Here is an 18,306-nt window from a genome sequence, read left to right as displayed (position 1 = left end):
ATTATCAATTGTTATCTGGTTGAGCGCAGTCAAAACCTTTTCTTTTAATATTAAAGACCTTTCGACTGCGCTCAAGGTGACATCTCGTATCTTTTTAAACTTATAAAAATCATGACAATAAAATATGTAATAATCACGTTGCTATTAGCATTAACTTTTGGTTGTAAAAACGAAACTGCTAAGCCTGAAAAACATTCAGCCATTCAACTTGAAGGTTTAACCTTAAATAATAACGAAAAATGGATTGCCAATAAAGAAACGCATATTGGCATGAAACGTATTGATTCTATTTTAAAAAATAACACTTCAACAAATGGAAAACTATTAGGTGAAGCCCTTTCAAAACAAACCAGCTATATTATAAAAAGCTGCGATATGGAAGGCGAAGCACACGACCAGCTTCATGTGGTGCTCGTTCCTATTCTAGAAGAAATTACAGATATAAAAGATGTAAAAAACTCTTTAGACGTTGAGAAAAAAGTCACAACTCTAAGACGTTTAACCTCCACCTATTTTCAATATTTTAAAATTTAAGGTTAGCTGACATAAATCATATTATTAAAGACAAATTAGTCCGAATTTAGCCTTATGATATTAAAAATCATATATAAAACTACGGCATTGTTTTTAACGTTCGTTTTACTCATGAACACTATAAATAATGTGGCTATTGTAACCGATTTTATAATTAACCAAGATTTTATTACCAAAACACTTTGTATTCAAAAAGATGACCAAAAAGGCTGTAATGGTAAATGTCATTTAACAAAACAGCTGGTACAAAACAACACAGATTCTAATTCAGATACACCGCTAAATTTAGTTGACAGAACACGCTTAGACATCTATGTTATTAATACAACTATAGAATATACTTTTAATGATTTTTCTAAAATTTCAAATCTTAAAAACACTTTTTATTACAGAATAAAACAACCTGTTTCTGGGTATTATGATATCCATACACCACCACCAGATTTAAGTTAATTTTTTTGAAGCTCCACTCAGAGCAACTTCCATTTTTTTGAAACCAAATCGGCTTCAAACAGGATTCTTACATTAAAAAATAACTTAAACATTTTAAAATGAAACTTAAATATTTATTACCAATAGCATTTATTGCACTATTCTTTTCATGTTCAACAGACAACGATGATGATGCCATAGTTAATGAAACTGAAGGCCTAGAACTTATTCAAACTATTATTAACAACAACCAAACCATAGAACTTTACAACGAGAAAGGTATGTTTGAAACTGGCTATAATTTAGTTAGTCTTAGAATTAAAGACAACACCACAGATAGCTATATTGAAGATGCTACCCTTTCTTGGATGCCAATGATGCAAATGCCAACTATGGAACATTCTTCGCCTAAATCTACAATTACTAAAGCTTTAGGAAAAGATACCGTTTATGAAGGTTTTATCATCTACCAAATGACAAATACAGATGCTTCTGGTTGGTCACTAACCTTAAATTACACTATTGATGGTACTGATTATTCGGTTACAGAAACGATATCTGTATTTCAATATGAAAACCAAAACACAGCAACTTTTATGAGTAGCGATGGCAGCAATTATATCTTAGCGTTAATTGAACCAAAAGACCCAAGCATTGCTGTAAACGAAATGAAAGTTGGTCTATTTAAAATGGAAAACATGATGACGTTTCCGGTTGTAGAAGATTACACTATCGCTTTAGACCCACGTATGCCAGGTATGGGAAATCATTCCTCACCTAACAACACTGATTTAACTTATAACAATGCAGATAATTTTTATTACGGCGATTTATCATTAACCATGACAGGTTATTGGAAGCTAAATCTAAAGTTAATGAACACTAATGATGATGTTTTAAAAGGTGAAGATGTCACTGAAGAAAACGAATCTAGCAGTTTGTATTTAGAACTGGAATTTTAATTTATCCTTACTGTCATTAAGAATGAGGCACGAAGTGAAGAATCTCAACTTTAATAGTGGTTGTGATTCTTCAGTTTCGCCTCTAACTTATAAGACACATTTTTACCAATTCATTTAAAACACTAAAATTTTTAGCCATGAAAATGCTAATAACAGTCATTCTATGTCTGCTATTGTCTTCTTTGGGATTTGCCCAAGACAACAATAAAGAGATTAAAAAAGACACTACAAAATTAGAAGAAGTCCTCGTACTTTCTAGGCGAAAATTAAGCAATCACAGACAAGAAAAAACACTGTCTAGCATTGATGACTATCTTGAAAAATCTAATAAAGTAACCATGATAAAACGTGGTAATTACGCTTGGGAACCAACCATTAACAACATGGCAAGTGAGCGTTTGGTAGTGACTATCGATGGTATGCAAATTTTTGGTGCCTGTACAGATAAAATGGACCCAATAACATCTTATGTTGATGTTTCTAACCTCGAAAAAGTAACTATTGGTTCTGGTCAAGAAGGCACAGAAAATGGACATGCTATTGGTGGTGGCATTGATTTAAAATTACCATCCTCTAAATTTAATGGTTCTGGTTTTAAATCTGGATTAGACTTAGGTTATGAAACCAACGGTAATTACAAAGCGACAGGCTTAGATTTAGAATACACAGGCAATAAATTCTTTATTAGCGCTGACGGTATTTACAGAAAATCCGATAATTATGATGCAGGTGGCAATGAAGAAATCCTATATTCTCAGTTCGAAAAGTATAACATTTCACTACAATCTGGTTACAAATTTTCGGAAACGCAAAGCATAGATGCCAACGTTATTTATGATAAAGCTACAGATGTAGGTTATCCTGCTTTACCAATGGATGTTTCTTTAGCTGAAGCTTTAATTGCATCTCTAACGCACTATTACAAACCTGAAGGTAAAGCCTTAAAGTCTTTAGAAACCAAATTGTATTTTAATACCATAACGCATATTATGGACGATACTAAGCGACCTGTTGTAGCTATAAGAATGGACATGCCAGGCTGGAGCGATACGTATGGATTTTACAGTAAAGCTAATGTTGTAAAAAACAAACATCATTTTACATTCAACTTTAACGGATTTTATAATAAGTCTTTAGCAGAAATGACCATGTTTTCTAACAATCCGGATGAGCCAGATATGTTTATGTACACTTGGCCAGACATTAGAACGCTATATTCTGGTATTTTCATTAAAGATGACTTTCATTTTAGTGTACATGAAACACTCGCATCTTCTATACATTTAGGCTATCACAATAACAAAATAGCAAAAGAAGTTGGTGTACAAAGTCTAGAGATATTTCATGATACTGTAGACGAACAAAACAATAGATTTCTAGTGAGTTTAGCATCTACATATCAACTTAAAAAAGAGAATTATAATCTATCCCTTGGTTTAGGTTATGGTGAACGCGCACCTTCGGTTAGTGAAGGTTATGGTTTTTATTTATTCAACAGTTCTGACAATTACGATTACATCGGAAACCCAAATTTAAAAGATGAAAAAGCCTTAGAAGCGAACTTTAGTTTTAAACAAAAATTCAACGATTTTGAAATTGGTTTAGAATCTTCCTACTTCCATATTATGGATTATATTATCGGTGAGATTGCGCCAGACGTAAGCTCAATGACTATTGGTGCCAATGGTGTGCGTATTTACACAGCTTTAGATTATGCGTCAATTTTTAATACATATGTAAATAGTAGTTATAAAATATCGGAACGTTTTGCAATAAACGGAACGGTTGGCTACAATTACGGCAAAGGGAATGATGGTGAAAATTTACCACTCATAAAACCATTTTCTTACTTTGCTGAATTCAACTACAACACACCTAAATTTAATGCTGCATTGCAATTAGATGGTAACGGAAACCAAAGTAATTACAGCAGTCAGTATGGTGAAAATGAAACTGCTGATTATGCGATATTAAATCTTAATTTAGGGAATGTGTTTTATAATAAAATCTGGAAAACGGTAGTAAAATATGGTGTTGAAAATATATTAGATACTAAATATTCTACGTATGCAGATTGGAATAACTTCCCTAGACAAGGACGTAATTTTTATGTGAATTTATCTTATATTTTTAAATAAAAACAGAATTATTAATCTAGTGTCATCTTCCCTATCATTTCTTCAATATTAATAACAAAAACTATAGCCGTTTTATCACTGCTAATTTTAGCAGAAAATTCACTGATGTAGTCTAAGTCGCGTAACTCTGTTCTCATCACAACATTTTTAATTCCCAAAGAGAACTCATGAAGCACCGCTTTTGCACCGCTTCCTTCTAACTCTTCAAATATACCATGAACAGTAACAGACTTCCACTTTGTTATGGATCTTATATCTAAGACTTCAATCGCTACTCTATTGTATTTACGCAAAGCAGATATTTTATGCCCCTCATTAGAGTAACAAATAATTCTATTATCATCGTAATAGTAAGTAATAGGTACAACAAAGGGCTTATTATGATACACATATGCTAAGTGACCTATGTAATTTTTATGAAGTATTCTTTTACAATCTTCATGACTTAATGACTTAATCATAATTTCACGATTTAAATTCGACATCTACTTTATTGACTATGCAGCACTAATAATGGTAATTTCATTCTAGACTTTAATTCTTTACTTGGAGAAGCATTAAATAATCGTTTTAAAAATGACTTATCTTGTGCAATAAAAGCGGTTATATTAATATCATTAGTTTGAAGATAACTGGACACCGCATAATCTATAGGTACATCTTCGATATACTGATATTTAGCATCTAAAAGCGATAACCTTTCCTTATCTCTAAGGATAATATTAGAATCATTATTCCCTAAAATAATTCTAAGTACGTGAAGCTTTAAATGAAAGTCTTCTGTAAAATCTATAATATTTTCAATCAACTCGGTATTTAACGCACTATCTAATTCTAAAGACACAAGAAATTGATTAAGAGGTTTAAATCTATAATCCTTGGGTACTACAATGGTTTTACATTTTACTTTTTTAATCACATTCATTGTATTACTACCAAAAAGAACTTCTTTAACATTAGAAGTACCATTACTTCCCATAATTACAAAATCTATCAAAAATTTAGTAATAGATTGATTGATGGCATCAGTAAAAACATCATAATCTACAACAGTTTCAAAATGATAATCTTCAGTTTTAAAATCATTTTTAAGTATGGTTATTAAGGTTTCTAATTTTGCCTTTGGTTTCTTTGTTATAGAATCGTAGATACTATTTTTGGGAGATATTAATAAATCGTCAGAGATATAATTCCCAATTTTATGCACGTACATAAGATAAAACGTACACTTTTTAGATTCAAAAAAATGCATAGCATACCTAATGGCATTAGTCGCATTTTCAGAAAAATCAGTAAGTAGAAGTATATTCTTCATAACTCTAGAACTTATTATTAAAGTTATTATAACCCTGAATATAAAACTATGACATAAATCAGTTTAAAATATTAACTTCAAAAAACACGTCTTTTTTATAGCCTATAAATCTCTGTATTGTCTACTTTTTCTAATAATATTGAATAAAATAAAACTAATTCCTAAGGGCAATAAAATGCTAAACATAAATAGTAATAGATAATAATTTGAAAGCAAGCCTATTTCAAAGTAAAACATCACACCTTGAATTAAGAGTAATATTTCTGTTAAAAGAAAACCCAAAACAAAGCTATAAAGACCAATAGTTAAGCTTTTAGAATTGGTTACCAATTCACTTTTTAGAATAAAAGCAAATAGAAATCCTGAAATCACACCTAACATTAATAAATGAATAAAACCAATCACAAAATTATGATGATTAAAAACAACTTCTGAAAATTGAGGTAAAACTGAAAGGGTTTGAAACACGACTTTTAACAAAAAACAAACCAGAGCAAAACCATACATATATAACACAAGCGTATGCTCATTTTTGATTAAAATAAGCTGTTTTGATTTTAGTATTTGAAAGCATAAATAGAGTGTTACCACCTGAAGAATTATACCAACGCCATTAATCCATAGCAAACTCTTGTGAGGTAAAAACCATTGAATTGGCAATGCAAACGTTAATATAGTTGATAGGATTAATAAGACATAAAACTGTCTAAATATTTTTGAATCTTCAACTCTTAAAAGATGAAAGAAAATTGCAATAACTCCAATTAAAAACCAACCATTAAACTGAAAATGTAAAAAGAATTGAATCGCGATATTGTAAAACACTGAATCAGAACCAAGTATAGAAATCACAGGTCCCAAACACCAAACACCTATCGTAGAAACCACCATAAAAATGAGTGCTGTTTTTAATAGTTTTTGGCTTACTCTACTATTTACTTTTTGATATTTCCAAATGAGATGCATAAAATAGTAGCTACAAAAAATATGTAGTGTTGAAAACGATATAGAAATAGCAGCATACCCTTGAAGCGGAAAGCTTATCATCATCCCAACAACAGCAAATTCTGTTACCCAAAACAAACGTGTAAAACGTTTAGGTTGATCTGGAATAAAATAATGCACAAAAAGTGTAAATAACATTAAATATACCCACCCTAACATAGCAACATGAGAATGCGCATGCGTTAAAAATCTATAATTTAAACCAATGGATTGTAAAAATGAGAAGCGTAGCGCCAACCCCATTAAGGCAGCAATTAGAAAATTAATTAAACATATGACAACTAATTTTTTGGGCATCGTTTAGATTACGATTTAGAAATATACTCATTACAAAAATGAAAACCCCAAGATGTCAGTGATTAACATCTTAGGATTTTCTAAAGTAAGAAAACAATTAAGGAATCTGATATTAACCAAATTGTTGTTCTAATTTTATAGCTTCAGGAAACAATATATTATTTTCTAAATGAATATGTAGGTGCAAATCTTTTTCAAATTCTTCTAGCATAGCGTAAGTCACTCTATAAGTATTACATGCGTCTGCTGGAGGATTGTAATTATTTGTCAATTCGGCAATATCTCTAAAGCGTTGTCCTTCGTTATCATGTTCTTCCATCATCATAGTAATAGGGTTTTCAACCGTACCAAATTGCGGATATTGTACTGCGCCATTTTCTAATTTAGCAGCGACCATTTTTTTAATAAATGGAAAAAGAATGAGTTCTTCTTTCTTTAAATGTGATGCTAATTCGCCAGCAGAAGCTGTAAACAATTTATTGACTTCAAACAATTCTGGATGACGCTCGCCATGTACTTTACATAATTTATCTAAAAACTGACGTAAAACAGGAGTCTTTTCTTCAACATATCTATGGTGTTTTTTTTCAATATACTCTGCCAACAAATCTAATGGCCAAGATTTATAATCAATACTTTCACCAGATTTAGAGTCTAAAACTTGCTGAATCTCTTTTATTAATTTAGTACTATCAATTCCTTTTTTTTCACAAGCCTCTTCTACTGTTCTATTACCATTACAACAAAAATCAATTTTATATTTAGAAAAAATTGCTGCAGTTCTAAAATCATCAGCAACATACTGCCCTATTTCTTTTACGGTATTTTTTTGAAGTGTTTCCATATTATAATTTTATTTCGGATAAATTTATCTTATTTATATTCAAATTTTTTTTAGACCTTTAAAAATGATACACCAGATTTTATATCTAATGCTAATTGCTCTAAACTTGTGTTTCCTAACATATCTTGAAGTTCATCTCTAATAACCTTAAACTTATCGTGTACAGGACAAGGATGGTTTTCATCGCAAGTATGCAAACCTAATCCACAACCTTTATAGATACCATCTCCATCAATAGCATAAACAATTTGCGCTAGTTTAGTGGTTGCAATTTTATCTTTATCAATTTCAAAACCACCATAAGCACCTCTTACAGATTTTACAATATTATTCTTAACTAAAGCTTGTAAAATTTTAGCCGTAAAAGCTTGGGGAGAATCAATCTCTTCTGAAATTTCTTTTGGACTAACACGTCTATTCTCAAATGAATTACTAGCAATAAAGATAGCTGCTTTTATTCCGTATTCACAGGCTTTAGAAAACATTGTATAATTAATTTAGAATACAAAAATACAACATTATTTTAAATAAGATAAATTTATCCCAAATAAATAATCTAAACATATTTAGACTTATACCAAACCTTTTGCCATTCGCGTTGTAGCAGCAAAAAAGTAACGTCTTCAGACATTTTTAAAACATCACTACCATCGAGGTTTTTAATTTTTATTTCTGAAACATCAACGATATATAATAAATTAAGGTAGTCTGAAAATTTAGAGTTTATAAGATTAAAAATTGTTTCTTGTAGTACTAACTTTAAACTTGTTGGCAAAGTATCTTTATGAAATTCTAAATCAATATTAGCATACAACAGATCCTTGTTCAGTTGCAAAATCAGCTTTTTATAAAGGTTTAAACTTTCTGCTTCTGTTATTAAATCTTCAAAATTAGAGGGCAAAGTCATTATACACGTCTATTCATTAATTGCGCTCCAAATAATCTAAGTGATTGTTTTCTTTCTTCTGCAATATTTAATGTTTCTAAAACATTCAGTGCTTTATTTGTATAAGCTTTTACAGCAATCTGAGTTGCTTCTGCTGCACCTGAATTCACAAAAAGCTGCTTTACCATTTCAACTTTATCATCATTAGAAAGCTTTGTATTATTAATCGCTTTTTTCAAATTAGAACTATCATCTGCAGTCCCTAATTCTAAAGTCTTTAAATACAAATAGGTTTTTTTATTTTCAAGAATATCACCACCAACTTGTTTTCCAAAAGTTTCAGGGTTTCCAAAAGCATCTAAATAATCATCTTGCAGTTGAAATGCAATTCCTAATAAACGACCAAATTCGTAAATAGAAGTTTGATCTTCTTCTGAAGCCTTAGCTACAATAGCTCCCATTTTCATGGCTGCACCAACTAAAACGGCTGTTTTAAACTCTATCATTTTAAGATACTCAGCAATCGTAACATCGTCACGAGTTTCAAAATCGATATCATATTGCTGCCCCTCACAAACCTCTAAAGCTGTTTTGCTAAATAATTTTGCTAAAGCTTGAAAAATAATGGGCTCATAATTCTCAAAAAGTTGATAAGCCATAATCAACATGGCATCACCAGATAGAATACCTGTGTTAAGATTCCATTTCTCATGCACGGTCGCTTCACCTCTACGTAAAGGTGCATCATCCATAATATCATCGTGAACTAACGAAAAATTATGAAACACCTCTATAGACAAAGCGGCATCCATTGCATTTTTTGCCGTTCCTCCAAAAACCTCAGCAGTCATCAAAGTTAAAATAGGTCGCAACCGTTTACCACCTAATTGAAGAATGTAATTTATAGGTTGATATAAGTTTTGAGGTTCTTTATTTACGGTAAAAGTTTCTAAATATTTTAGAAATGGTTTTTGGTACTGTTCAATGTGTTGCATAAGGCAAAAATAAATCAATTGTTTCAATAATAAAGACTGTCTAGTTTGAAAAAATTGACTGATATAATGCGATAGGTAAAAAAAACATTAAACTTAGGAAACTTTTTTGGTTTTTAAAGTTTCCTATTGTAGTTTTGCACCTTATTAAAAATAAGATTTCCAAGCGTGGAAACACTAAAAATGAAAGACAAAATAATACATAAATCTGTTGATTTATTTTTAAACCTAGGGTTTAAGAGTGTAACAATGGATGATATTGCTAATGAAATGGGAATTTCTAAAAAAACGATTTATCAACATTTTCAAAATAAAACTAAATTAGTAGAAGCTACGGCAATGCATGTTTTTAATAACATTTCTTATGGCATAGACTGTATTTGCGAACTTGACAAAAACCCTATTGAAGAAATCTATGAAATAAAAAAGTTTGTAATGACACATCTAAAAGATGAAAAGTCATCACCACAATATCAGCTTCAGAAATATTACCCAAAGATTTTTGCTTCTTTAAAAGGTAAACAGTACCAAAAAATGACAGGTTGCGTGACACGTAATTTAGATCGTGGAGTTGCCGCAGGACTTTATAGAGAAACAATAGATATTAATTTTATTGCAAGACTCTACTTTAATAACATTTTATCATTAAAAGATCAGGATATTTTTCCTCGTGAAAATTTCTCAATGACAATGTTAATGAACAATTATTTAGAATACCATTTAAGAGGTATTTGCTCACAAAAAGGATTAGAAACACTAACAAAATTAAATATCAATCAAAATTAAGTAATGAAAAAAACACTTACTATAATAGTCACTTTCATACTTTTCCAAACAGGGTTTTCACAAGAACAACCCTCTAGCCTTTCGCTTCAAGAAGCCATAGACTATGCTTTGGAAAACAACAGATCTTCCATAAATGCAACACGTGATATTGATGCTGCAAAACAACAAAAGTGGGAAACTACTGCTACCGGCTTACCGCAAATAAGTGCAAGTGTAGATTATCAAAATTATTTAAAACAACAAGTTTCAGTTATTCCTGCAGAATTTCTTGGAGGACAAGAAGGCGAATTTGCAGAGGTTGTTTTTAGCACAAAACAAAGTGTAACAGCTTTTGCAACCTTATCTCAAAAAATATTTGATGGTTCGTACATTGTAGGATTACAATCTGCTAAAGTATATTTAGAAATATCTAAAAATGCTAAAGTAAAAACAGATTTAGAAGTTAGAAAAGCTGTTATAGATGCTTACGGTAATGTTCTTTTAGCCGAAGAAAGCATTGCTATTTTAGAACGTAACATAGAAGTTTTAGAAAAAAACCTTTACGAAACCAATAAGATTTTTGAAAATGGTTTAGAGGAAGAAGAAAGTGTAGAACAACTTAAAATTACATTATCTGGTGTTAAGAGCAGTTTAAGTAATACTAATAGATTAAAAAAATTAGCCTACCAGATGCTTAATTTCACTTTAGGGCTAGACGTGCACGACACACTAACTTTAACTGATAATTTAGAAACATTAACCGAAAATAATATCTCTCTTAATATTTTAGATATTGAAGAAAACCCAGAGAGTACTATAGATTACCTAATAGCATCTAACGATGCAGAAGCTAAATCTTTATTATTGAAGTTAGAAAAAAGTAAAGCCTTACCAACCTTAAATGCTTTTATAAATGGTGGTTACTCTGGTTATGGTGATGAGTTTAATTTCACTAAAAAGAGTCAAGATTGGTTTGGATCTTCTTTATTTGGTGTAAGCTTAGATATTCCAATATTTAGCTCAGGTATGCGAAATGCTTCTACCCAACGTGCTCAAATTAATTTAGAAAAAGCAGAAACGGAACTTACAGAAACCGAACAACGTATAAAACTAGAAATTGCATCTGCTAAAAGCGATTACCAATTCGCTATAGAAGATTACGACAACAAAAAAGAGAATTTAGAGCTTGCAGAACGTATTGAAACTAAAAATCAAACTAAGTTTTTTGAAGGTATTGGTTCTAGTTTTGAACTAAGACAAGCCCAAACTCAATTGTACGCAGCACAACAAGAATTACTACAAGCAATGCTAGATGTTGTTAACTCTAAAGCTGTTTTAGAAACCGTTTTAAATACACCAATCAATAACTAAAAATCCTAATTAAAATGAAATATATATATCTATTAATAATCGTTGCTGCGCTATCAGTATCGTGTTCTGAGAAAAAGAAAAACTCAGTAGAATACCTTATAGAAAATGGTAATCTTAAAACTTTAAGAGAAAAACGTGGCGAACTTGTTGGAGAACAACAGGCTATTAACGATAAGATTAAGCTTTTAGATGAAAAAATAAAAACAGTTGATACCACTAAAAATGTTCCTTTAATTACAACGTTTAAAACCAAAACTGAAGTTTTTAATCACGTTTTAGAACTTCAAGGTAACGTAACTACTAAAAACCTTTTAACCATAACACCTGAGTACAACGGTATTTTAACCCATGTATATGTTAAGGAAGGACAAAAAGTTACAAAAGGGCAAACGTTAGCTAAGATTGATGACGGAGGATTAAGTCAGCAACTGGCTCAATTAAAAATACAAGCAGAACTTGCTAAAACGACTTACGAGCGTCAACAAAGACTTTGGGAACAAAATATTGGAAGTGAAATTCAATATTTACAATCAAAATCTACTTATCAGTCGCAACAAGAAGCTGTAAACCAATTGTATCAGCAAATCGCCAAAACAACAGTAAAAGCTCCTTTTTCTGGAACTATTGACGATATCATTACGGAACAAGGAAGTGTTGTTGCTGCTGGTCAGTCTCCATTAATGCGTATTGTAAATTTAGACAATATGTATATTGAAACAGAAGTACCAGAAAGTTATGTTTCTAATGTTACTAAAGGAAAAAATGTAAGTGTAAACATTCCTGTTTTAGGACAAACAATAGAAACCAAAATTCGTCAAGCTGGAGATTTTATCAACCCTGCAAACCGTACTTTCAAGATTGAAGTAGAAATCCCTAACAAGGACAAAGCCATTAAACCTAATTTATCTGCACGTTTAAAAATCAACGACTATACTAGCGAGGAGGCTATATTAATTCCTCAAAGTGTTGTTTCAGAAAATGCAGAAGGAGAACAATACGTTTATGTTGTAAACGATAAAAATGAAAAAGGTATTGGTACCGCTGAGCGCATTATCATTAAAACCGGAAAAACGCAAGGTGACATTATTGAAATCCTTGAAGGACTTTCTTCTGGTGCAGAAATTATTCAAGAAGGAGCACGTAGTGTAAGAGACGGACAATCTGTTGAAGTTATTAATTATGAAACTAAAAACTAATGGCTGAAAACAAAAAAAATACCGAAAAGGAATTTAGTTGGTCTTCCTGGGCAATTAACAATAAAACCACAATGTATGTGCTTATTGCTGTATTTTTCTATTTAGGAATTTCAGCTTTTTTCGACATGCCAAGAGAAGCTTTTCCAGAAGTCAATGAGACTAAAATTTACGTCAGTACTATTTATCCTGGTAATACTGCTGAAGATATTGAAAAGTTAATTACAAACCCTGTAGAAGACCGTCTAAAAACGGTTAGTAATGTTGTAGAAATCACCTCAACATCACAAGAAGATTACTCTATGGTCGTTGTAGAATTTGACGAAAGCATTACCGTAGAACAAGCCAAACAAAAGGTTAAAGATGAAATTGATTCTGAAACCGCAAGTGAAGATTGGCCAACATTTAATGATGCAAAAGTAGAACCTAATGTTTTTGAATTGAGTCTTTCAGAAGAAATGCCTATTCTTAACATTAATATTTCTGGTGATTACCCTATTGAAAAATTAAAGGATTATGCTGAATATCTTCAAGAAGAAATTGAAGATTTACAAGAAATTAAGAAGGCAGACATCCGTGGGGCTCAAGAAAAAGAGGTAGAAGTAGAAGTGGATATCTATAAAATGATGGCTTCTAAAGTGACTTTTAATGATATTCTTGCTGCTATTAGTTATGGAAACGTAACACAATCTGCTGGTAACTTAAAAGCGAGTGGACAAAGACGTACTATTAGAATTATTGGTGAAATTGAAGATCCTTCTGAACTTGAAGACTTCGTTGTAAAATCAGACAATGGTAATCCTATCTACTTAAAAGATGTTGCCACCGTTTCTTTTCACGAAGAAGACAAAACCACTTTTGCTAGAAAATCAGAAAAACCAGTAGTAATGCTAGACGTTAAAAAACGTGCTGGTAAAAACATGGTTGCTGCTGCAGAACAAACGCAGGTTATTGTACAAAATGCAATAGATAATGTATTCCCAAAAGATTTAGAAGTAACAATTACCAACGACCAATCCCCTGTAACCATTGGTAAGGTTGACGACTTGGTAAACAACATCATCTTTGGTGTTATTTTGGTTGTTACCGTGTTAATGTTCTTCTTAGGATTTAAAAATGCATTATTCGTTGGTTTTGCAATCCCAATGTCTATGTTTATGTCTCTTATGATTTTAAGTTTTATAGGCTATAGTTTAAATACTATGGTATTATTTGGACTTATTATGGGACTCGGAATGTTAGTAGATAACGGAATTGTGGTTGTTGAAAACGTATTCCGTTTAATGGAAGATGAAGGTATGGGCCGCATTGAGGCTGCCAAGAAAGGTATTGGAGAAATTGCCTATCCTATTATTATATCTACAGCAACAACCGTTGCAGCCTTTGTTCCTTTAGGACTTTGGCCTGGTATTATGGGTGAGTTTATGAAGATATTACCAATAACATTATCTGTTGTTTTAGGTTCTTCTTTAATTGTAGCTATCTTTTTTAATTCAGTATTAGTCTCTCGTTACATGACTACGGAAGACAAGGATATGCCGTTAAAACAACTGATTAAAATCACTATCATTATTGCTTTATTTGGAATCTTAATTCTATTATTTGGTGGTGCTTATAAAGGTTTAGGTACCATTATGATTTTCACAGCGGTTATGCTATGGGTTTACCGTTATATTGTTAGAGGAATGGCTAATAATTTTCAGAATAAAGCTTTAGTGAAGTTCGAAAATTGGTACGAAATAAGATTACGTAACGCACTGTCTGGTTGGTCACCAACGATATTAAGTGTTAGCACATTCTTATTATTAATTGCAGCATTTGTTGCCTTTGGTATCTCACTAAAGACACAACGTACAAAAGTTGAATTTTTTCCAGATAATAAACCCAACCAAATTATTGTCTACATAGAGTATCCACAAGGTACAGCTATTGAAAAAACCAATGCTATTACTGCTCAGATAGAAAAACGTATTGATGCTGTTATTAACTCAGATGAATACATGGATGGAGACAGAAACTTCTTAGTAGAAAGTGCGGTTTCTCAGGTTGGTGAAGGTGCAGGTAACCCACAAACAGATATGGGATCTGGTGCAGAAATGCCACACAAAGCTAAGATTACAGCCTCTATGCGCGAGTATAAATTTAGACGTGGAGAAAATAGTGAGATCTTACGCCAAAAAGTACAAGAAGCCTTAGTAGGTATTTATCCTGGAGTTTTAATTTCTGTTGAAAAAGACACCAACGGACCACCTGCGGGTTCTCCTATTAATATTGAAATTATCGGTGATGATTATAATGAATTAATTGCTACTGCAGAACAGATGCGTACGTTTATTAACGCTAAAAACATCCCAGGGATTGATGAGCTAAAAATTGACGTTAATAAAGATAAGCCTTCAATGTTAGTTGAAATCGACAGAAAAAAAGCAGGTGAATTAGGTATTACGGCAAAGCAAATTGGAGATCAATTACGTAATTCCATCTTTGGTTCTAAAGCCGGAATTTTTAAAGAAGACGGCGATGATTTTGATATCTATGTGCGTTTTAACGAAGCTAATCGTTATGATAAAAGTGCTCTTTTTAATCAGAACATTACATTTAGAGATAACTTAGGTCAGATTAAGGAAGTTCCTTTATCTACTGTAGCAAGGCAGAAAAATACTTCTAGTTTTAGTGCTATAAAACACATAGACTCTAAACGTGTGGTTACCGTATATTCTGCATTATCACCAGGATTTACAGACGCAGGTGCTATTGTGACTCAAGTTCAAAATGAAATGAAAAGTTATGAAGGTTTATCTAAAGACATTCATATCGATTACACTGGTCAAATTGAAGAACAAAACAAACAAATGGCCTTCTTAGTTGGTGCATTTTTTACAGGTCTTGGGTTAATTTTCTTTATCCTAATCTTTCAATTCAACTCTATTTCTAAGCCAACTATTATTATGATTGCGATTTTCTTAAGTTTTATTGGTGTGTTTGGCGGTATCGTTATTACAGGTAGTGCTTTCGTTATTATGATGACCATGGTGGGTATTATTTCACTCGCCGGAATTGTAGTAAATAACGGTGTGGTTCTTTTAGATTATGCGCAACTTTTAATTGATAGAAAGAAAAACGAATTAGACCTTATTGAAAGTGATTACTTAACAACAGAAGACTTATTTGAAAGTATTGTTAGAGCAGGTAAAGCGCGTTTAAGACCTGTTTTATTAACTGCTATTACTACAATTTTAGGATTAGTGCCATTAGCAATTGGTTTAAATATCAACTTCTTTACTTTATTTTCAGACTTAGACCCTAACATTTACATGGGTGGAGATAACGTTGTTTTCTGGGGACCATTAGCATGGACGGTTATTTATGGTTTATTAGTCGCTACATTCTTAACCTTAATTCTAGTCCCAATTCTATTTTTCTTAAGTGTGAAATTTAAAATGTGGTTGCGCTTAAAATTAACATCAGAACCTTTAAGAGCAAATGAAGCTAAAGATTTTGACCCAATTGAAATAGATAACTAACTAGATTCTTATTTTAAGAAAAAAACACGCTGTATAAATAGTCGTAAAATGACTTTTATACAGCGTGTTTATATTTTGTTAAGGTTTCATCTTATAGCATTTAAACTGAATTTTAGATTATATTTTTTAATATGAAAGGTTCATTTATATATTCTTTAAATTATTCGACCTTCTTATCACGAAAAATCCTGTTTCCTTATCTAATAATAATTAAACTTAGTTAAATTTGCACCCGCATTCATAATTGCATTAGCAAGGACGGACAAAATTAAAATTTCATTATGTACAGAAGTCACAATTGTGGTGAATTAAGAACATCACACAACAATACAGAAGTTACACTTTCAGGATGGGTTCAAGGTGTTAGAGATAAAGGTTTTATGATCTATTTAGATCTTAGAGATCGTTATGGAATTACACAACTCTATTTTGATGAGAAAAGCACTCCAAAAGACATCATGGAAAAGGCTTCAAAATTAGGACGTGAATTCGTTATCCAAGCGAAAGGTAAAGTTGTAGAACGTGCTTCTAAAAACCCAAATATCCCAACAGGAGATATTGAAGTTTTAGTTTCAGAATTAAACATTTTAAACACATCATTAACACCTCCTTTTACTATTGAAGATAAAACAGATGGTGGTGATGATTTACGAATGAAATACCGTTACATCGATATTCGTCGTAATCCTGTAAAAAATAACTTAATCTTTAGAGCAAAAGTTACGCAAGCGGTAAGAAACTTTCTTTCTAACGATGGTTTTATCGAAGTAGAAACACCTTATTTAATAAAGTCTACACCAGAAGGTGCTCGTGATTTTGTTGTGCCTTCTCGTATGAACGGAGGACAATTTTACGCACTTCCACAATCGCCACAAACTTTCAAACAACTATTGATGGTTGGTGGTATGGATAAATATTTTCAGATTGTAAAGTGTTTTAGAGATGAAGATTTACGTGCAGACCGTCAGCCAGAATTCACACAAATAGATTGTGAAATGGCATTTGTAGAGCAAGAAGATATTTTAAATGTTTTTGAAGGGTTAACACGTCACTTACTTAAAGAAGTGAATGGTGTTGAAATTGAAAAATTCCCAAGAATGCTTTATGACGATGCGATGCGTTTATACGGAAATGACAAACCAGATATTAGATTTGGAATGGAGTTTGGAGAACTTAACGAAGTTACACAACATAAAGAATTTGGTGTTTTTAATAATGCCGAATTAGTCGTTGGTATTGCTGTACCAGGTGGAAATTCTTATACAAGAAAAGAAATTGATAAATTAATAGACTGGGTAAAGCGTCCACAAGTTGGAGCTTTAGGTATGATCTATTCGCGTTGTAATGATGATGGAACTTATAAATCTTCAGTAGATAAATTTTACGATCAAGAAGATTTAGCTAAATGGGCAGAAATCACAGGAGCAAAAGCTGGTGATTTAGTTTGCGTTTTATCTGGCGACACTAATAAAGTAAGAGCGCAATTAAGTGCTTTACGTATGGAATTAGCAACACGCTTAGGTTTAAGAGACCCTAAAGTATTTGCACCGCTTTGGGTTATAGATTTCCCTTTATTAGAACTAGACGAAGAAACGGGTAACTACCACGCCATGCACCACCCTTTTACATCACCAAAACCAGGGCAAATAGAATTGTTAGATTCTAAACCAGGAGAAGTAAAAGCAAATGCTTACGATTTAGTTTTAAATGGTAATGAAATAGGAGGAGGTTCTATTAGAATTCACGATAAGAAAACACAAGCTATTATGCTGAAACATTTAGGGTTTTCTGAAGAAGATGCTAAAGCACAATTTGGTTTCTTAATGGATGCCTTTGAATATGGAGCACCACCACACGGAGGACTTGCTTTTGGTTTAGATAGACTTGTTGCTATTTTAGGCGGACAAGAAACTATACGCGATTTTATTGCTTTCCCAAAAAATAATTCAGGCCGCGACGTAATGATTGATGCACCTGCACCAATTGACGATCAACAACTTGAAGAACTAAGTTTAAAACTAAATTTAAAAGCTTAAAAATATTAAATC

At 31.8% G+C, this 18,306-nt stretch carries 16 protein-coding genes; 9 read left to right on the top strand and 7 right to left on the bottom strand.

Going from position 1 to position 18,306, the window contains the following annotated elements:
• The first annotated feature begins 111 nt into the window (after positions 1–111).
• The 4 genes from HSX10_RS11360 (at position 112) to HSX10_RS11345 (ending at position 4,066) form a co-directional block, all read left to right on the top strand.
• On the top strand, positions 112–534 hold the full coding sequence (locus HSX10_RS11360) for a hypothetical protein (protein WP_254453232.1): 423 nt from the start codon (positions 112–114) through the stop codon (positions 532–534).
• A gap of 111 nt (positions 535–645) precedes the next feature.
• Positions 646–987, top strand: a complete 342-nt coding sequence (locus tag HSX10_RS11355) for a hypothetical protein (RefSeq protein WP_173588345.1) — start codon at positions 646–648, stop codon at positions 985–987.
• Positions 988–1,085: 98 nt separating this feature from the next.
• A complete protein-coding gene (locus tag HSX10_RS11350; RefSeq protein WP_173588344.1) occupies positions 1,086–1,928 on the top strand; it encodes a hypothetical protein in 843 nt (280 codons plus the stop codon).
• A 137-nt stretch (positions 1,929–2,065) separates the two neighbouring features.
• Positions 2,066–4,066: a TonB-dependent receptor plug domain-containing protein gene (locus tag HSX10_RS11345; RefSeq protein WP_173588343.1), complete on the top strand. Its 2,001-nt coding sequence runs from the start codon at positions 2,066–2,068 to the stop codon at positions 4,064–4,066.
• A gap of 11 nt (positions 4,067–4,077) precedes the next feature.
• Here the strand turns inward: HSX10_RS11345 and HSX10_RS11340 are convergent, their stop codons facing one another.
• The 7 genes from HSX10_RS11340 to HSX10_RS11310 form a co-directional block, all read right to left on the bottom strand.
• Positions 4,078–4,527, bottom strand: coding sequence for a pyridoxamine 5'-phosphate oxidase family protein (locus tag HSX10_RS11340; RefSeq protein WP_173588342.1), 450 nt, complete (start codon positions 4,525–4,527; stop codon positions 4,078–4,080).
• Positions 4,528–4,556: 29 nt separating this feature from the next.
• Complete coding sequence (locus tag HSX10_RS11335) at positions 4,557–5,381, bottom strand: universal stress protein (protein WP_173588341.1); 825 nt, start codon at positions 5,379–5,381, stop codon at positions 4,557–4,559.
• Positions 5,382–5,483: 102 nt separating this feature from the next.
• Positions 5,484–6,683 (bottom strand): hypothetical protein, encoded by a 1,200-nt coding sequence (locus HSX10_RS11330; protein ID WP_173588340.1) that lies wholly within the window; start codon positions 6,681–6,683, stop codon positions 5,484–5,486.
• Positions 6,684–6,795: 112 nt separating this feature from the next.
• On the bottom strand, positions 6,796–7,527 hold the full coding sequence (ric, locus tag HSX10_RS11325) for an iron-sulfur cluster repair di-iron protein (protein WP_173588339.1): 732 nt from the start codon (positions 7,525–7,527) through the stop codon (positions 6,796–6,798).
• 50 nt (positions 7,528–7,577) lie between these two features.
• On the bottom strand, positions 7,578–8,012 hold the full coding sequence (locus HSX10_RS11320; RefSeq protein WP_173588338.1) for an RrF2 family transcriptional regulator: 435 nt from the start codon (positions 8,010–8,012) through the stop codon (positions 7,578–7,580).
• A 71-nt stretch (positions 8,013–8,083) separates the two neighbouring features.
• Positions 8,084–8,434 (bottom strand): hypothetical protein, encoded by a 351-nt coding sequence (locus HSX10_RS11315; RefSeq protein WP_173588337.1) that lies wholly within the window; start codon positions 8,432–8,434, stop codon positions 8,084–8,086.
• Positions 8,434–9,408 carry a polyprenyl synthetase family protein gene (locus tag HSX10_RS11310; protein ID WP_173588336.1) on the bottom strand — a complete coding sequence of 325 codons (975 nt, stop codon included), beginning with the start codon at positions 9,406–9,408 and terminating at the stop codon, positions 8,434–8,436. The genes HSX10_RS11315 and HSX10_RS11310 overlap by 1 nt, the downstream gene beginning before the upstream one ends.
• Before the next feature lie 180 nt (positions 9,409–9,588).
• On the opposite strand from HSX10_RS11310, the gene HSX10_RS11305 reads away from it, so the two are divergent.
• The 5 genes from HSX10_RS11305 (at position 9,589) to aspS (ending at position 18,294) form a co-directional block, all read left to right on the top strand.
• Complete coding sequence (locus HSX10_RS11305; protein ID WP_173588335.1) at positions 9,589–10,191, top strand: TetR/AcrR family transcriptional regulator; 603 nt, start codon at positions 9,589–9,591, stop codon at positions 10,189–10,191.
• Positions 10,192–10,194: 3 nt separating this feature from the next.
• Positions 10,195–11,541 (top strand): TolC family protein, encoded by a 1,347-nt coding sequence (locus HSX10_RS11300; RefSeq protein ID WP_173588334.1) that lies wholly within the window; start codon positions 10,195–10,197, stop codon positions 11,539–11,541.
• Positions 11,542–11,555: 14 nt separating this feature from the next.
• Positions 11,556–12,737 (top strand): efflux RND transporter periplasmic adaptor subunit, encoded by a 1,182-nt coding sequence (locus tag HSX10_RS11295; protein WP_173588333.1) that lies wholly within the window; start codon positions 11,556–11,558, stop codon positions 12,735–12,737.
• Positions 12,737–16,258 carry an efflux RND transporter permease subunit gene (locus tag HSX10_RS11290; RefSeq protein ID WP_173588332.1) on the top strand — a complete coding sequence of 1,174 codons (3,522 nt, stop codon included), beginning with the start codon at positions 12,737–12,739 and terminating at the stop codon, positions 16,256–16,258. The genes HSX10_RS11295 and HSX10_RS11290 overlap by 1 nt, the downstream gene beginning before the upstream one ends.
• A 281-nt stretch (positions 16,259–16,539) precedes the next feature.
• A complete protein-coding gene (aspS, locus tag HSX10_RS11285) occupies positions 16,540–18,294 on the top strand; it encodes an aspartate--tRNA ligase (RefSeq protein WP_173588331.1) in 1,755 nt (584 codons plus the stop codon).
• The last annotated feature ends 12 nt before the right edge of the window (positions 18,295–18,306 follow it).

It is taken from the genome of Winogradskyella undariae, assembly GCF_013285155.1.
Lineage (GTDB): Bacteria > Bacteroidota > Bacteroidia > Flavobacteriales > Flavobacteriaceae > Winogradskyella > Winogradskyella undariae.
Note: the sequence above shows the minus strand (reverse complement) of the source record. Positions and strands in the feature narration are given on the sequence as shown.

Excerpts from the sequence above, each read along its gene's own strand:
- HSX10_RS11345 (WP_173588343.1), top strand. The coding sequence starts at position 2,066 with ATGAAAATGCTAATAACAGTCATTCTATGTCTGCTATTGTCTTCTTTG.
- HSX10_RS11295 (WP_173588333.1), top strand. The coding sequence starts at position 11,556 with ATGAAATATATATATCTATTAATAATCGTTGCTGCGCTATCAGTATCG.
- HSX10_RS11355 (WP_173588345.1), top strand. The coding sequence starts at position 646 with ATGAACACTATAAATAATGTGGCTATTGTAACCGATTTTATAATTAAC.
- HSX10_RS11320 (WP_173588338.1), bottom strand. The coding sequence starts at position 8,012 with ATGTTTTCTAAAGCCTGTGAATACGGAATAAAAGCAGCTATCTTTATT.
- HSX10_RS11360 (WP_254453232.1), top strand. The coding sequence starts at position 112 with ATGACAATAAAATATGTAATAATCACGTTGCTATTAGCATTAACTTTT.
- HSX10_RS11340 (WP_173588342.1), bottom strand. The coding sequence starts at position 4,527 with ATGATTAAGTCATTAAGTCATGAAGATTGTAAAAGAATACTTCATAAA.
- HSX10_RS11310 (WP_173588336.1), bottom strand. The coding sequence starts at position 9,408 with ATGCAACACATTGAACAGTACCAAAAACCATTTCTAAAATATTTAGAA.
- HSX10_RS11305 (WP_173588335.1), top strand. The coding sequence starts at position 9,589 with ATGAAAGACAAAATAATACATAAATCTGTTGATTTATTTTTAAACCTA.
- HSX10_RS11300 (WP_173588334.1), top strand. The coding sequence starts at position 10,195 with ATGAAAAAAACACTTACTATAATAGTCACTTTCATACTTTTCCAAACA.
- HSX10_RS11350 (WP_173588344.1), top strand. The coding sequence starts at position 1,086 with ATGAAACTTAAATATTTATTACCAATAGCATTTATTGCACTATTCTTT.
- HSX10_RS11330 (WP_173588340.1), bottom strand. The coding sequence starts at position 6,683 with ATGCCCAAAAAATTAGTTGTCATATGTTTAATTAATTTTCTAATTGCT.
- ric (WP_173588339.1), bottom strand. The coding sequence starts at position 7,527 with ATGGAAACACTTCAAAAAAATACCGTAAAAGAAATAGGGCAGTATGTT.
- HSX10_RS11335 (WP_173588341.1), bottom strand. The coding sequence starts at position 5,381 with ATGAAGAATATACTTCTACTTACTGATTTTTCTGAAAATGCGACTAAT.
- aspS (WP_173588331.1), top strand. The coding sequence starts at position 16,540 with ATGTACAGAAGTCACAATTGTGGTGAATTAAGAACATCACACAACAAT.
- HSX10_RS11315 (WP_173588337.1), bottom strand. The coding sequence starts at position 8,434 with ATGACTTTGCCCTCTAATTTTGAAGATTTAATAACAGAAGCAGAAAGT.
- HSX10_RS11290 (WP_173588332.1), top strand. The coding sequence starts at position 12,737 with ATGGCTGAAAACAAAAAAAATACCGAAAAGGAATTTAGTTGGTCTTCC.